This is a genomic window from Intestinibacter sp. (assembly GCF_034113885.1).
Classification (GTDB): domain Bacteria; phylum Bacillota; class Clostridia; order Peptostreptococcales; family Peptostreptococcaceae; genus Intestinibacter.
Genome location: NZ_JAXEWM010000113.1, coordinates 13942 through 28961, shown reverse-complemented (window position 1 = coordinate 28961; position 15020 = coordinate 13942). Strand labels below are relative to the sequence as shown.

Annotated in this window: 14 protein-coding genes and 1 other annotated feature; all 14 genes read right to left on the bottom strand. The window is 30.6% G+C overall.

From position 1 onward, the window contains the following. The 14 genes from SPD90_RS06860 to mnmA all read right to left on the bottom strand — a co-directional run bounded on the left by SPD90_RS06860 (window position 1) and on the right by mnmA (window position 14890). Window positions 1-723 carry a segregation and condensation protein A gene (locus SPD90_RS06860; protein ID WP_320924735.1) on the bottom strand — a complete coding sequence of 241 codons (723 nt, stop codon included), beginning with the start codon at window positions 721-723 and terminating at the stop codon, window positions 1-3. Further along, on the bottom strand, window positions 724-1320 hold the full coding sequence (locus SPD90_RS06855) for a site-2 protease family protein (protein WP_320624734.1): 597 nt from the start codon (window positions 1318-1320) through the stop codon (window positions 724-726). A gap of 120 nt (window positions 1321-1440) precedes the next feature. Beyond that, window positions 1441-2208, bottom strand: coding sequence for a DNA-directed RNA polymerase subunit alpha C-terminal domain-containing protein (locus SPD90_RS06850; protein WP_320924734.1), 768 nt, complete (start codon window positions 2206-2208; stop codon window positions 1441-1443). A gap of 239 nt (window positions 2209-2447) precedes the next feature. After that, window positions 2448-3602, bottom strand: coding sequence for a D-alanyl-D-alanine carboxypeptidase family protein (locus SPD90_RS06845; RefSeq protein ID WP_320924733.1), 1155 nt, complete (start codon window positions 3600-3602; stop codon window positions 2448-2450). Between the two features lie 156 nt (window positions 3603-3758). Continuing rightward, a complete protein-coding gene (locus SPD90_RS06840; protein ID WP_320624638.1) occupies window positions 3759-5435 on the bottom strand; it encodes a ribonuclease J in 1677 nt (558 codons plus the stop codon). Window positions 5436-5681: 246 nt separating this feature from the next. After that, on the bottom strand, window positions 5682-6125 hold the full coding sequence (locus SPD90_RS06835) for a Fur family transcriptional regulator (protein ID WP_320624637.1): 444 nt from the start codon (window positions 6123-6125) through the stop codon (window positions 5682-5684). A gap of 262 nt (window positions 6126-6387) precedes the next feature. After that, a complete protein-coding gene (locus SPD90_RS06830; protein WP_320624636.1) occupies window positions 6388-6792 on the bottom strand; it encodes a NifB/NifX family molybdenum-iron cluster-binding protein in 405 nt (134 codons plus the stop codon). A 2-nt stretch (window positions 6793-6794) separates the two neighbouring features. Next, window positions 6795-7163: an ArsR/SmtB family transcription factor gene (locus SPD90_RS06825; protein ID WP_320624635.1), complete on the bottom strand. Its 369-nt coding sequence runs from the start codon at window positions 7161-7163 to the stop codon at window positions 6795-6797. 140 nt (window positions 7164-7303) lie between these two features. Next, window positions 7304-7573, bottom strand: coding sequence for a DUF1292 domain-containing protein (locus SPD90_RS06820; protein ID WP_320624634.1), 270 nt, complete (start codon window positions 7571-7573; stop codon window positions 7304-7306). Between the two features lie 97 nt (window positions 7574-7670). Beyond that, on the bottom strand, window positions 7671-8096 hold the full coding sequence (ruvX, locus tag SPD90_RS06815; protein ID WP_290693381.1) for a Holliday junction resolvase RuvX: 426 nt from the start codon (window positions 8094-8096) through the stop codon (window positions 7671-7673). 88 nt (window positions 8097-8184) lie between these two features. Continuing rightward, a complete protein-coding gene (locus SPD90_RS06810) occupies window positions 8185-10392 on the bottom strand; it encodes a hypothetical protein (protein ID WP_320924732.1) in 2208 nt (735 codons plus the stop codon). Window positions 10393-10437: 45 nt separating this feature from the next. After that, on the bottom strand, window positions 10438-10695 hold the full coding sequence (locus SPD90_RS06805; protein WP_320624632.1) for an IreB family regulatory phosphoprotein: 258 nt from the start codon (window positions 10693-10695) through the stop codon (window positions 10438-10440). 71 nt (window positions 10696-10766) lie between these two features. Beyond that, window positions 10767-13406 carry an alanine--tRNA ligase gene (gene alaS, locus SPD90_RS06800; RefSeq protein ID WP_320924731.1) on the bottom strand — a complete coding sequence of 880 codons (2640 nt, stop codon included), beginning with the start codon at window positions 13404-13406 and terminating at the stop codon, window positions 10767-10769. A 79-nt stretch (window positions 13407-13485) separates the two neighbouring features. After that, window positions 13486-13700 (bottom strand) — a binding site (T-box leader). 101 nt (window positions 13701-13801) lie between these two features. After that, a complete protein-coding gene (gene mnmA, locus SPD90_RS06795; RefSeq protein ID WP_320924730.1) occupies window positions 13802-14890 on the bottom strand; it encodes a tRNA 2-thiouridine(34) synthase MnmA in 1089 nt (362 codons plus the stop codon). Between the last annotated feature and the right edge of the window lie 130 nt (window positions 14891-15020).

Here is a 15020-nt window from a genome sequence, read left to right as displayed (position 1 = left end):
TTAATTCTCCAAATTCTTTTTTATAATAATGTCTTCAAAGAAATTTTCTTGAACGACTACTATTTTTCTAGATTTAATAAGCTCTAGTATAGATAAAAATGTAGCTATTACTTCATCCTTTTGGTAGCTTTGTACCATGCTGTTAAAATTTATATTATCTGTAGTTTTTAAAATATCTTCTATATATTTTATTTTTTCTTCAACAGGTATTATTTTTCCTCTTACAATTTTATCTAATCTCTCGTCTTTTTCTTCTTCTTGTATAGTTTTTACCTTAAATATATATGGAAGTATCGCTTTTATAGATTCTATCGATATTTCATTTAAATCGACCTTTTCATCTGTAATAACTTCCTCTCTAGTTCTGTAGTAAGGCTGATTTATGTAATCTACATTTTCTTTTAAAACCTCACTAGCCTTTTTGTATTTTTTATATTCTTTTATCTGCTCCATAAGCTCAAGTCTTGGATCCTCTTCTTCATCCATATCTCTTTGCGAAAACAACAGGTATTTTGATTTTATCTCTAAAAGCTTTGTAGCCATAGTTATAAAATCACTCGTCACCTCTAAATCCATGGATTCTAGCATATTCAAATAAGCTAAATACTGCTTTGTGATTTCAATTATAGATATATCCTTGATATCTATTTTTTGCTTAGATATCATATCACAAAGCAGGTCTAAAGGTCCATCGTATACGTTTAAATGTATGCTGTACTTCATCTATATTTTTGTCACAAACCTTACTATAGTTGCAAATACACTTACTATTGGAGTTGTTATATAAGAATATAAATTTGTGATTAATAGTACTATCAATACTACATATCCTATATTTTCGTATTTTATTTCAAAATCTCTGTATTTATAAGGTAAAAAACTAGAAATTACTCCCCATCCATCAAGTGGTGGAACTGGAAGTAGGTTGAATGCACCAAACCATAAATTGTAATTTACAGCTGTAGCAGCTATTAAACTAATAGAGTACATTGGACTGAATTTTAAAATAAAAGCACAGATTATAGCTCCTATTAAATTTCCGATAGCCCCAGATATAGCTACGATAAAGCTTCCAACTCTATAGTTTTTAAAATTATTTGGGTTTACTGGTACTGGTTTTGCCCATCCAAAATGAAATATAACAAGCATAATCAAGCCTAAAATATCCACATGTCTAGATGGATTGATTGTCATTCTTCCTGCTCTTTTAGCAGTATCATCGCCTAGTAAATACGCCGCAAACGCATGACCAAACTCATGTATAGTCATCGCAAATACTATACCTACTAGAGATACTAAAATGTCACTTAAAAAATTCATTTAATTTCTCTCCTAATTATTTTTTAGATAATACTATTATTATATCAATTATAGTATGTTTAATCAAAATAATTTAAATATAGATGTCAATCTAATTATTTTATATAGTATAACTAAAATTTATTCTTTTAATTTAAGTCCAATTTTACTAAGTTGCTCTAAAATATTTTCAAGTGCATTATCATTTAAATTTCTAAATTGTAAAACTTCCTCCTTAGTTAATCCAATTAATTCTTCGATTGTATTAACTCCAGCTCTTTTTAGACAATTGTACGGACGAACTTGCAAATCTAATTCTCTTATGTCGTCATCAAGTGTTAAATCGCGCTTTTCAATCGGAATATATTCAAATGGTTCATCTATTTTTTCATGCAAGCAAAGGCAAAGATATGAATCTCTCAAATATTGATCAAACTTTTCTTGATCTTCGATTCTTTTTTGTTGATCTTCAAGATTTACTAAACGATAATTATGTTTTTCCTCATCATATACAAATCCCGCTTCTTCTAAAGAAACTTGATTTATAAATGCTGAAAACTCATAAGAATTCTTATACCCATCTTCAAGCAGTTTTCTATGTATAAATTCTTTATTATTACCTCTATAACTAATATAACCTACGCTATAACCAAAAATCATCTTAGGACAAAAATTACAACTAATGTATTCAATATCTTCATATTTTTTTATAACTACTTCAACAACATCGACTAAATGCTGATTGACGATTTCAAAATGAATATATACTTTATCGTTTTGTTCTCCTTTGAAATAAGTTATATCTTTAGCACGAATTGATTCGAGATGTTCTACGATTGTTTTAGTGACTTCATCTAGCGCATATTTACTAGAATCTACAACAACCATATTTGCAAAATATTTTTCCATAATTTTTGCCTCCTTTGTTTTACTATTTGTATTTCTAGATAAGCCTAAACTATATATGAATTTATTATTTTTTGATAATGTTACTATTATATCAAAAATAATACATTTAATCAAAACAATAATTTTTCTAATCTGATATAATTTAATAAATATAAAAGTAAATAAATAGCAATATCAAATAAATACCCTATACAGATAAGCAAATACCTATCTATATAGGGTTTAGATATATCATAGCATTACACGATATCTTCAACTAATCTCTTTAGCATTTGTAAATAACTAGCTTTGTCTATATCCCTACTACTTACAAGGTCAACTTGTCCTATTAATTTATTTCCTTTATATATCTTCACCTTACCTAAAGTAGTTCCCTGTTTAATAGGAAGCTTTAAATTTTTATCTACCTCTATCTTTTTAATAAAATCCTTTGACTCACCCTTTTTAGTTAGTATTCCTAAATCGTCTTTAGCTACTAAGCCCACATTTTCGCAGTCTGCCTTTTTCAATTTTAAAGTATATAGCTTTTGATTTTTAGAGCATATTTTTACGCTTTCATAATTTGCAAATCCATAATCTAAAAGTGTAGTTGCATCCTTAAATCTATCCTTTGATGTTTGTCCTCCTAAAATAACTGCTATTAGATGAGTTTTTCCTCTCTTTGCAGATGCTGATACACAAAATTTTGCTTCTCCTGTAAAACCAGTCTTCACGCCTGTAGCACCGTTGTAGTGTTTTATCAATTTATTTGTATTTGCTAGACCTATTGTCGCTTTTTTCTTACCTACAACTATATTATCCATCCATGTAGTCAAGTATTTTTCAATCAGCTCATGCTTTAAAAGCTCTCTAGACATTATTCCTATATCATAGGCAGATGTGTAGTGATTCTCTACAGGAAGACCGTTTGTATTTACAAAATTTGTGTCGTTCATTTTAAGATCTTTGGCTTTTTTATTCATCATATCCACAAATTCCTCTACACTGCCGCCAATGTACTCTGCCATCGCGACACAGGCGTCATTTGCAGATGCAACAGATATACCCTTTAACAAAGTATCTACTGTCTGAACCTCTCCAGGCTCTAAAAAAATTTGACTACCTCCCATCGAAGCTGCATTTTCACTAATAGTAACCTCGTCGTTTATTTTTATCTTTCCACTTTCTATTGCTTCACAGATTAAAAGCATCGTCATTACCTTAGTAACACTGGCTGGAGGTAACTTCTCGTGGCAATTTTTTTCGTACAATACCTGTCCACTAGAAACATCCATAAGTACAGCCGATTTTGAGCCTATATCGATATTGTTACTTGTATTTTTATCTGCAAACACAAAAGCATTTTGGCAGATAATAAATATTATAGCTAAAAATACACTTATAAATCTCTTCATAATGTCACCTCGTCAAATGATTATTCTATATATGTATATTTTCCAAAATTATAAATTTATAATTGGTATATTATTGGAAGGCAAAACTCTTCAACAAAATAGGGTATTGCAAAATAGATTTAAAACCTATTTCACAATACCCTTTAAAACCAAATTCTATACTTCCATTATTATAGGTAGTATCATTGGATTTCTTTTTGTTTTTGTGTACAAATATTCTTTAAGATTTTCTTTTATATTATTTTTTAAATAAGCCCATTCTTTTATATTTTTTTCTTCGCATTCAGTTAATACTTCTTTTATTACAGCCTTCGCACCGTCCATTAAGTCTTCTGATTCTCTTACATATACGAATCCTCTTGATATTATATCTGGTCCTGCTAAAACTTTTCCATCTTCTTTTGAAATAGTTACTACAACTATCATTAGCCCATCCTCTGATAGGTGTTTTCTATCTCTTAAAACTATGTTTCCTACATCTCCAACACCTAGACCGTCGACTAAAACATTTCCTATTGGAACCGTAGTAGTTACTTTAGCAGAATTTTTATCTAATTCTAGCACTTGACCTGTCTGCATCACAAATATGTTTTCTTCTGGCATTCCCAATTCCTCAGCAAGCTCTGCATGTCTCTTTAACATTCTATACTCACCGTGTACTGGCATAAAGAATTTAGGTTTTGCCATTACATTTATTAATTTTAACTCTTCTTGAGATGCATGCCCTGAAACGTGTATATCAGCTAAGTCATTGTATACTACGCTTGCGCCCTTTTCAAATAGTAGGTTTATAACCTTTGAAATTAATTTTTCATTACCTGGTATTGGATGAGCTGATATTATAACTAAATCCCCAGCTTTAATTTCGACCTTTTTGTGTTCGCTACTTGCCATTCTAGCAAGGGCAGACATCGGTTCTCCTTGAGTCCCTGTAGTTATAATTACAAGCTCACTATCATCGTATTTAGATATATCGTTCAAATCAACTAACATATCGTCTTCTATGTCTAAGTATCCAAGCTCTCTTGCAACGCATATGACATTGACCATAGATCTTCCTGATATAGCTACTTTTCTATCGCATTTCTTCGCCATATCTATTATTTGTTGTAATCTGTGTATGTTTGAAGAGAACGTTGCAACTATAATTCTGCTATCATTAGCCTTTCTAAATAAATCATCTAGACCAGCCCCTACTATTTTTTCTGACATTGTATATCCTGGTCTCTCAACATTAGTACTATCTGCTAATAGTAAAAGGACTCCTTCTTGTCCTAGCTCGCATATTCTGTGTAAATCCATAACACCGCCGTCTATTGGAGTTAAATCTATCTTAAAGTCTCCTGTATGGTATATTATACCTTGATCTGTATGAACTGCAATAGAACATGCACCTGGGATACTGTGATTGTTTTTAATAAACTCTACACTCATATTTGCAAGCTTTATTATCTGTCTAGGAGTAACTACATTTAATTTAGCTGTACTCAATTTATGCTCCTTTAATTTAACTTCTATCAAGCCTATACTAAGCATAGTTCCGTATACAGGTACATCAATCTTTTTAAGGATGTATGGAAGGGCTCCTATATGATCCTCATGGCCATGTGTTATAAAAATACCTTTAACCTTATCCTTGTTCTTAATTAAATAAGTAATATCTGGTATGACAATATCTACTCCTAGCATCTCGTCTTCTGGAAAGCTAAGACCTGCATCGATTACAACAATCTCGTCTTTGTACTCGATTAAAGTCATATTCTTACCTATTTCGTTAAGACCACCTAAAGCCATCACCTTTATCTTGTTGGTGTTTTTCTTAAACAATTGCATCCTCTCCTCTGTCTATTCAATTTTAAATTTGCAAAAAAAAATAATATTAAATCACGTACACTTTTACCAGCTGATTTTATTGTACCATAATTTCTAATATATTTTAAGACATAATCGTAATACATTTATCTTATTATTATGACAAATTTTATATCAGTCTATTTATTACTCAATATTAAAAAGCCCAAATTGATTTTAAAACTAAGCTTTTTGTTTTAAACTAAAATATAAGTCCTATCTCAGGACTTATACTTTTTGGCAATCTTCACATATTCCGTAAAACTTAATATCATGGTCTGATACATTAAATTTATATTCTTTTTGAATCAACGTTTCTATTCCGTCTAATAAATCTTCTTTCGTCTCTATAATCTTACCACATTTTTCACATATTAAATGGTGATGATTATGCTTTTCCTCTTTATTAAAGCGAAGTTCGTATCTAATACATCCATCATCTAAATTTAATTTAGAAAGTAACCCCACATCATTTAAAAGTTGTATTGTTCTATAAACTGTAGCTAAGCCTATTTCAGGGCAAGAAACTCTTACCATATCGTATATTTCTTCGCTACTTAAATGCTTATCATCATTTTCTAATAAAATCTCTAATATAGCTCTTCTCTGTGGTGTTATTTTAAAGCCAGTCTCTTTAAGCTTACTTTTTATGTTTTCTATCGACTCTTTCATAAACTCACCTATTTTCAACTGATAATCTATTGTAATTATTTTAAATCATTTTTCTTATTTTGTCAATATACCGTTTTCTTACAGAGCATACAAATGACTTTTTTAGATGCTTTTTTTGTTTAATAAATTTCTTAATTGATAATTTTTTCATTTTAAAAAGTTCATATATAAAAAGCCACTTTCAAAATTCCAAGTGACTTTTTACATTAATTTACTCTATTTCAAAATTTAACATTGTAACAATCGTTGACTTTTCAATATATTAAAGATTTATTTCATGACCGTGGTCGTGTCCGCAACCCCCGTTGCCATGGTGATGTTGGCAAGCATTAGCCATAGAGAATTCAGCTAATTTTCCTTCTTTTAATAATTTTAAGTTAACTTCTATAGTATCATTTACACCTTTGTAAACTTTTGTTCCCATATCGTTTAATTTCATTATAGCACCTGCACCTATACCACCTACTATAACTGCATCTACTTTAACTCCTGATAAAGCTTTTAATGGTTGACATTTTCCATGTTCATGTCCTAAATCTCCGTTGTTTATTGATTCAACTGTTCCATTTTCTAAATCACATACAACAAATTCTGGAGCTGATCCAAAATGTCCATATGGTAAACTATCCATTCCCTTATTTTCTACAACTGGTATACAAACTTTCATCTTTAAATCCCCCTATTTTTACAACATTTTTTATGTAGCTTACAATTTGCACAGCTATTTAATCTTATCTGTTCTAGATTTTCTTTTTTTATAAACGTGTCATCGTCTATTTTGTTTATCATTTTTAAAAATAATCTAGCTTTGTTAAAAGCTTCTTCATTGATTACATATATAACTGAATAGCCTTCTTTTATTCCTGTAACAATATTGGCTTCTTTCAAAACCTTTATATGCTGTGATACAGCCGAATCTGAAATACCCAAGTGTTTAGAAATACCTTTTTGGCAAATTGTTCTCTTTGAGATAATTAATAATATTTTTAATCTAGTCTCATCGCTTAAAGCTTTAAAAACCTTTACTAGGTCTTCCATAACTACCTCCTTATCTAGTTAAGTAATTACTTAATTAAATAATAGTACTCTAAATTAAAAAAGTCAACTCTTTTTTAAATAATTTATTTTCCACAAAAAAAAGAGGTAAAAACCCCTTTTTTCAATCGATTTAAAATTTATTAAAATTCGTCGTCGTTTAATCCTTGTTCATCCATTAAAGTGTTGTAAACATCTACAACTATTTGGTATTCTTCTTCATCTTCTAGAGGAACTAATATATCTCCTTGTTCATCTGAATCAATTCTAAATATTAAAGCTTCGTCACAAGTTTCATCATCTAAAGGTAGTAATATAGCATATTCCTTACCTTCGGCTTCTAAAGATAATACTATCTCAAATTCAGCCTCTTGACCATCTTCGTCTATTAAAGTTATTATATTTTCTTCCATGTTTTTCTCCTTTTTTACGATAAATATTTTTATTATTCTATCTTGTTATTATGATATATAATTATATATCATAAACAGAAATTTTTACACACTTAATTTAAAATTTTGACTTACTATCTAAATATCCCTGTAATATAAGCACTGCTGCCAGCATATCTATCACTTTTTTTCTTTTTTTTCTGCTTACATCTCCTTCAAGTAGAGATCTCTCTGCTGCAACTGTAGTCAATCTTTCATCCCAAAATTCTATTTCTAAACCAGTTTCTTCTTTTATTAAATCGCAAAATTTTATGACCTTTTCACCTTGTGGACCTAGAGTTCCATTCATATTTTTAGGAAGCCCTGATACAATTTTGTTGACTTGTTTTTCTTTGATTATATTTTTTAACTCTTCTATATCCTTTTTCTTAGATTCCCTTCTTATAGTCTTTATACCTTGTGCTGTAATTCCCATTATATCGCTCACAGCAACTCCTATAGTCTTATCACCTATATCTAGACCCATTATTCTTCCATCTAACATATTTTACTCCTTCGTAACTTAATTATTCATGTATTTTATATTGTACTTTTAAAAAAATTAGCCAGGATATCCTGACTAATTTTCATTATTAAATTTCATCCTCATCAAAAATTATCATGTTGATGCTTATTATTATAATAGGAATTAGTATATAAATAGCCGCCGTCGAAGCTGCCACTATACCTGAATCATTTACCAATAATGTAACTATACATCCTACAAAAGAAGCCATAAAGGCTTTAAATATTATAGGATATTTGTCGTGGATTCTCTTGAAGTATCCAGATGGCTTAAATATAAGTACTCCAACTATAATTACACTTACAATAAGTATATTTACCCATACACTAGATCTAGCTAATTTTAAGTTCATTTGTATTTTTCTTCCAAATGTATTAAATATAGCAGCTGGACCCTCTTGTATTATTTGGTTTGTAAATACTGATAAATGTGATTCACTTCCCATAATAAAATCTAATCCTGCAAATGCTACAACTAATAATGCTGCAGCTACTCCTATTAAAACAATCTTCTTAAAGTCCAATTTAACGTCGAATATCAACAGTATAAATAATAGATAAGCTACACACTCTGATATAGCACCGCCGACATTTGCCCCCATAGAAGGCATCGCACTAGTTACTAAAATAACTATTGCCAATATAACTGCAAGCCATTTTGGTATTTTTTTGTAGTTTAATAAAATAGCCAATGCAAATACGGCACTTGCAATAGTTACACCTTCGTATTCATTACCTACACCGTAGTATCTAGCTCCATTTATAGCATCATAGCTCATTATACAACCCTTCATAAGAGGTGTACCTAATACACAATCGATTATTATAAGACCTATTGTAAGCAATGCATAGAATCCCATCTGTTTTAAATCATCGTGCTTAAATAATTTACGTCCTATTAAATAATAAATAATTGTCATAATTAGTACTCCAACTACTAATCCTGTTTGAGTTTTAAATTGCAATACAGGAGCTGATAAAAACGCCAACGGCATTATAAGACCTAATTTTATAAGCTCTTTTAAAACTTTAAATATTTGTTCTCTGCCAAATCCCTTTTGTTTTTTAGGTATTTTTTCTTTAAATAATAAAGCTAGCATAGCTATAACCCAAGATGCAGATACTATACCTACGAACGTATTTACAACTGTAGCTCTTATACTATTTACAGCAACTACCCTTTGATATTCATCTAAAAGCTTTTCTATATTATCTTCATCTTGAACGCTGTTAAATGATTTACCTATCATCAATTCATTTTTTAATCCAAATTGATTTAAAATATCTACACCTATATCAATATTACTTACTATTCCATCTTCTCTTGTTGTTGAAGATTCTAAGAGTCCGTATCCTTCCTTTTGGAATTTTATAATAGGAGATAATCTTCTCTTATTTAAATAATCTAAATCACTTTCAAATTCACTTACTATATAGACAGTATCATTTTCTCCTACCATATCGAATACTTCTTTTAGATATCCATCTATCCTCTGATAAATTCTATTTTTCATTGATTCATAAGTATTTTCGTTGAGAGATTTTCTATATTGATCTAGTCTATATGTATCTCCAAGCTCTACAAAAATAGCATCGCTACTTTCATAGTATTTTTTTGTCTCTGATTTTAATTTCTCGTAATCAGTTGAAATCGCATACGGCATAGTATTATCTTCTATATTTATATCATCTACGTTGCCTGACTCGACTCTACCGTATTGATCCATACAGGCTAATGCTAAATTTCTTATCTTTTTGATTTCTCCACTTTTTTCTATATCACTATTTCCAAGCAAAGCAACCTTTAGATTATTTTCCTGTAATGTAGAACCAAGCATACCTAAAGTCGCTCCATAACTTCCATAATCGATATTTTGATTTATATTTCTATTTATTTTTAAGTTATTGATTTCAAGCGGCTTAACTCCTGTCACAGATTCGAATTGTACTTTTTCGTCTTCGTTTAAATTTTCGAATTTATTATAATCCTCATCTAAAACATTAGCTCTAACGCCCGCACCTATACTGGCAAAAGATTTTTGGTCTGTATTTGAACCACCATCGCCTTTAGTCGTCATAAGAGCGACATAACCACTATTTTCTGTCTTTTGCTTGATTGTAGGTATCTCAAGTAAATTTTCTAAGCTAGTCCTATTTAAACTTATATATATAACCTTTCCATTTGAATTTTCAGCTGTATCTGCATATATACTAGACATAGAAAAGCTTAAACATACTATTAGTGATAATAAAAAGGATATTAATCTTTTTTTCATTAAGCTACCTCTTTCTATTTTTAATTCAAAAAGCAAGAACTCCAATTATTTAGATAAATAGCTTTTTAATAATTCTTTTAACAATTCATCTCTTTCGTATTTTTTGATTATAGTTCTCGCATTTCTATTGCTTGTTATATAACTCGAATCCCCAGAAAGTATATATCCTATAATTTGATCAATTGGATCATAGCGCTTCTTTTCATCTAAAGCCTCATATACATACTCAAGAGTTTCTCTTATAGTTAATTTACCTTCTGATATTCCTTCAAATTTCATCGTATAATCTAAATTTTTATCCATCTTAAAGCCCCCTATTAAATTAAAATCCCAAAAGCTCTAAAAATTAGAGCCTTTGGTAATTTTTCAAAGTATTATTTTACTTGGCTTTTGATAACCTCACTAGCATAGCTTAGAGCTTCATCTATCTTTGTAGCGTCAGGTGCTCCAGCTTGAGCCATGTTAGGTCTTCCGCCACCTTTTCCACCTGCGATTTTAGCGATTTCTTTTACTATGTTTCCACTGTGGATTCCTTTTTCTATTACGTCTTTAGTTGCTGTAACTACGAAGTTTACTTTAGAATCACTTACATTAGAGATTGCTACTACACCACTTTGTAATTTATCTCTTAGATTATCTGCCATTTCCTTTAATGAGTTCATATCCATTCCTTCGAATTTTGCAGTTACTAAGTTAATTCCATTTACTTCTACTTTAGAGTCCATAAACTTATCAGCTGATTGTAAGCTCATTTTAGCTTTTACATCGTGTAATTCTTTTGCTAGAGATTTATTTTCTTCTACTAAAGCATGTGCTCTATTTACTAAATTATCTTCTTTTGTTTTTAGAGCTGTACAAGCTTCTTCTATTAATTCATCTCTTGAATTTAAGTATTCATATACACTTCTTCCTGTAATAGCTTCTATTCTTCTTACTCCAGCTGCTACTCCACCTTCAGATAGTATTTTGAATAATCCTACTTGTGAAGTATTTGTTAAGTGAGTACCTCCACAAAGTTCTATTGAATAATCTCCCATAGATACAACTCTTACTTCGTCGCCGTATTTTTCACCGAATAAAGCCATAGCGCCTTTATCCTTAGCTTCATTTATACCCATAACTTCACAGTTTATATCAAGAGATTGTAAAATAACGTCGTTTACTTTTCTTTCTACTATTTCTAGTTCGTCCTTTGATATTGGTTCAAAGTGAGTTATATCGAATCTAAGTCTATCTGGAGTTACTAATGAACCTGCTTGGTTAACGTGTTCTCCTAAAGTTTCTTTTAAAGCCTTGTGTAGTAAGTGAGTAGCTGAATGGTTTCTAGCAGATGCCATTCTTAATTCTCTATTTACTAATGATTTTAAATCATCTTTAGTATTTATGCTACCTTTTTTCACAATACCTATGTGTTTTATTGTATTATTTGCACCTTTTTTAGTATTTATAACTTCAAATACTGCATTTTCATTTTCTAATATACCGTGATCACCAACTTGACCTCCACCTTCTGCATAGAAAGTAGTTTTGTCAAGCACTACTACTGCTTCGTCTCCTTCTTTTATAGTATCTACTATTTGATCGTCTTTAACTATAGCAGTTACTTTACCTACAGTTGTAAGATGATCGTATCCTTCAAATGTAGATGCTACAGAAGAGTCTAAAGTAGAAAGTGGATCTTCCTTCCAGCTTTCACCTTCCATATTACCTCTAGCACTTCTAGCTCTTTCTCTTTGTTTGTCCATTTCTTCGTTAAATCCATCTTCATCTAAATCAAATCCAACTTCTTCTAGTATTTCTTGAGTTAAGTCCATTGGGAATCCATAAGTATCGTATAATTTAAATACTTTTTCACCAGCTAATGTCTTTTGGCCACTTGCTTTTAATTCTTCTATATAAGAATTTAATATTTCACTACCTTGGTCTATTGTTTCGTTGAATTTTTCTTCTTCTATTTTTATAACCTTTTTGATATATCCTTCTTTTTCAACAAGCTCTGGATAAGCTTCTCCACTAACTTGTTTAACTACATCGAATAAATTATATAGATAGTCTTCTTTTATTCCTAATAATTTACCATGACGAGCAGCTCTTCTTAATAATCTTCTAAGAACATATCCACGACCTTCATTTGATGGAAGTATACCGTCAGCTATCATAAAGCTTGTTGCTCTTATATGGTCAGTTATTATTCTTATTGATACGTCTTTATTGTGGTCTTCACCATATTTAACGCCTGAAATTTTTTCTATTTCGTCTATTATAGCTCTTATAGTATCTACTTCGAATATATTGTCTACATCTTGCATTATGCATCCCATTCTTTCAAGACCCATACCAGTATCTATGTTTTTATGTTCAAGAGCAGGATAACTACCGTCTTCTTGTCTGTCAAATTGAGTGAATACTAGATTCCAGAATTCTAAGTATCTATCGCAGTCGCATCCTGGTTTACAGTCAGGACTTCCGCAGCCGTATTCTTCACCTCTATCGTAGTACATTTCTGAACAAGGTCCACATGGTCCTAGACCTATTTCCCAGAAGTTATCATCTTTACCTAATCTTACTATTCTTTCTGCTGGTATACTTGTGTGTTTTAACCATAAATCACGAGCTTCATCATCATCTAAATAAACTGTAACCCATATTTTTTCTTCTGGTATATGTAGATGTTCAGTTACAAATTCCCAAGCCCATTTTATAGCATCTTCTTTAAAATAATCTCCAAATGAGAAGTTACCCATCATTTCAAAGAAAGTACCATGTCTAGCAGTTTTACCTACATTTTCTATATCTCCAGTTCTTATACATTTTTGAACTGTACTCATTCTGTTTTTTGGTGGAACCTCAACTCCTGAAAAGTAATTTTTAAGTGGAGCCATCCCTGAGTTTATTAAAAGTAAACTTTTATCGTTTTTAGGTATTAAAGAAGAACTTTTACCTATATAATGTTCCTTAGATTCAAAGAAATCTGAGAAAGCTTTTCTTATTTCATTACAACCCATTTTTTTCATAATTTATTACCTCCTAAATTTTCAATATATTACAATTTGATTGTTATAAAATTAAAAAACCTCGCACCTATAAATAAATTATAGGGGCGAGGTGTATTCGCGGTACCACCCTAGTTACCATAAAAATGGCATCTTCGGAAAACCTTAGCTATAACGTAACTACCGACAATCCATACTAAACTCCTGATTGCTACTCCAAGGCTGCTTCAAATATCCTGTACTTAAAGACTCTCACCAATGTCCTCTCTCTGTAAAGCCATCGAATATTTTACTATTCCTCTTCGCTGTATTTTAAATATTAATTACTAATATTAATTTAAATTATAAATTGTATTTTGTCAACAAATATTTTATTTTAAAAGCTCTATTCAAAGATTATCAAGTCGAATTTTTATCTAAAAGCTACTTTCTATTATGCCTCCTCCGACTACTTTATCTCCGTCATACATAACTACAGACTGTCCTTTTGTTATGGCTCTTTGTGCTTCGTCAAATACAATTTTTATCTTGTCCTCTGCGACCTTGTAAACTGTAGCATCTGCTGGTCTTGCAGAGTATCTTACCTTAGCCTTTACTCTAATAGGCTCTGTTATATCCTCTACTGATATAAAGTTTACATCCTTTGCGATTAGGTTGTGTTTGAATAAATCCTCGTTATCTCCTAATACTACAGTATTATTCTTGGCATTTATGTCTATTACGAACATAGGCTTACCAAATGCTATACCTAAGCCCTTACGTTGTCCTATAGTGTAGTTTACGATACCTTTATGTCTTCCAAGCACCTTACCATTAGTATCTACAAAATTTCCTTCTTTTATTCTTTTATTTGAATGTCTTTTTACATAATTTGCATAGTCGTTATCTTTTACGAAGCATATTTCTTGGCTGTCTGGCTTATTGTGTACTATAAGTCCTAATTCTTTAGCCATTTCTCTTACTTTTTCTTTTTCGTAATCACCTATAGGAAGCAATGTATGCTCTAGCTGATCTTGCGTCATATTGTATAGAGCGTAAGTTTGGTCCTTTTTATCTGTAACTGATTTTGTAAGAAGATATCTACCAGTTTCTTCATCCTTTTCAATTCTAGCATAGTGACCTGTAGCTACATAGTCGCATCCTATTTGTTTAGCCCTTCTATATAAATCGTCAAATTTTATATGCTTATTGCAGGCTATACATGGGTTTGGCGTTCTCCCATTTATATATTCATCTATAAAATAATCTATTACCTTCTCTTTAAATACTTCTTTAAAGTTCAACACGTAAAATGGTATGTCTAACTTTTGGGCAACACTTCTCGCATCTTCTACGGCTTCTAAAGAACAGCATCCACCTTCATTTTCTATTAAGTCGTACTCCTCATCGTCTTGCCACAATTTCATAGTTACTCCAACTACATCGTATCCTTGTTTTTTTAATAAATAAGCTGCAACAGAGCTGTCTACTCCGCCGCTCATACCTATCATTACCTTTTTCTTCATTCTACTTTATCACCTCGTTTTTATATTATATCTATTTTGAGATAAATTTAAAAGTATTAAACAAAAAATATATCGAAAATGAAAAAATCTTTGAGAAGGCCCCAAAGATTTTTCCTTTATTTAATTTAAT

Excerpts from the sequence above, each read along its gene's own strand:
- SPD90_RS06860 (WP_320924735.1), bottom strand. The coding sequence starts at position 723 with ATGAAGTACAGCATACATTTAAACGTATACGATGGACCTTTAGACCTG.
- SPD90_RS06855 (WP_320624734.1), bottom strand. The coding sequence starts at position 1,320 with ATGAATTTTTTAAGTGACATTTTAGTATCTCTAGTAGGTATAGTATTT.
- SPD90_RS06850 (WP_320924734.1), bottom strand. The coding sequence starts at position 2,208 with ATGGAAAAATATTTTGCAAATATGGTTGTTGTAGATTCTAGTAAATAT.
- SPD90_RS06845 (WP_320924733.1), bottom strand. The coding sequence starts at position 3,602 with ATGAAGAGATTTATAAGTGTATTTTTAGCTATAATATTTATTATCTGC.
- SPD90_RS06840 (WP_320624638.1), bottom strand. The coding sequence starts at position 5,435 with ATGCAATTGTTTAAGAAAAACACCAACAAGATAAAGGTGATGGCTTTA.
- SPD90_RS06835 (WP_320624637.1), bottom strand. The coding sequence starts at position 6,125 with ATGAAAGAGTCGATAGAAAACATAAAAAGTAAGCTTAAAGAGACTGGC.
- SPD90_RS06830 (WP_320624636.1), bottom strand. The coding sequence starts at position 6,792 with ATGAAAGTTTGTATACCAGTTGTAGAAAATAAGGGAATGGATAGTTTA.
- SPD90_RS06825 (WP_320624635.1), bottom strand. The coding sequence starts at position 7,163 with ATGGAAGACCTAGTAAAGGTTTTTAAAGCTTTAAGCGATGAGACTAGA.
- SPD90_RS06820 (WP_320624634.1), bottom strand. The coding sequence starts at position 7,573 with ATGGAAGAAAATATAATAACTTTAATAGACGAAGATGGTCAAGAGGCT.
- ruvX (WP_290693381.1), bottom strand. The coding sequence starts at position 8,096 with ATGTTAGATGGAAGAATAATGGGTCTAGATATAGGTGATAAGACTATA.
- SPD90_RS06810 (WP_320924732.1), bottom strand. The coding sequence starts at position 10,392 with ATGAAAAAAAGATTAATATCCTTTTTATTATCACTAATAGTATGTTTA.
- SPD90_RS06805 (WP_320624632.1), bottom strand. The coding sequence starts at position 10,695 with ATGGATAAAAATTTAGATTATACGATGAAATTTGAAGGAATATCAGAA.
- alaS (WP_320924731.1), bottom strand. The coding sequence starts at position 13,406 with ATGAAAAAAATGGGTTGTAATGAAATAAGAAAAGCTTTCTCAGATTTC.
- mnmA (WP_320924730.1), bottom strand. The coding sequence starts at position 14,890 with ATGAAGAAAAAGGTAATGATAGGTATGAGCGGCGGAGTAGACAGCTCT.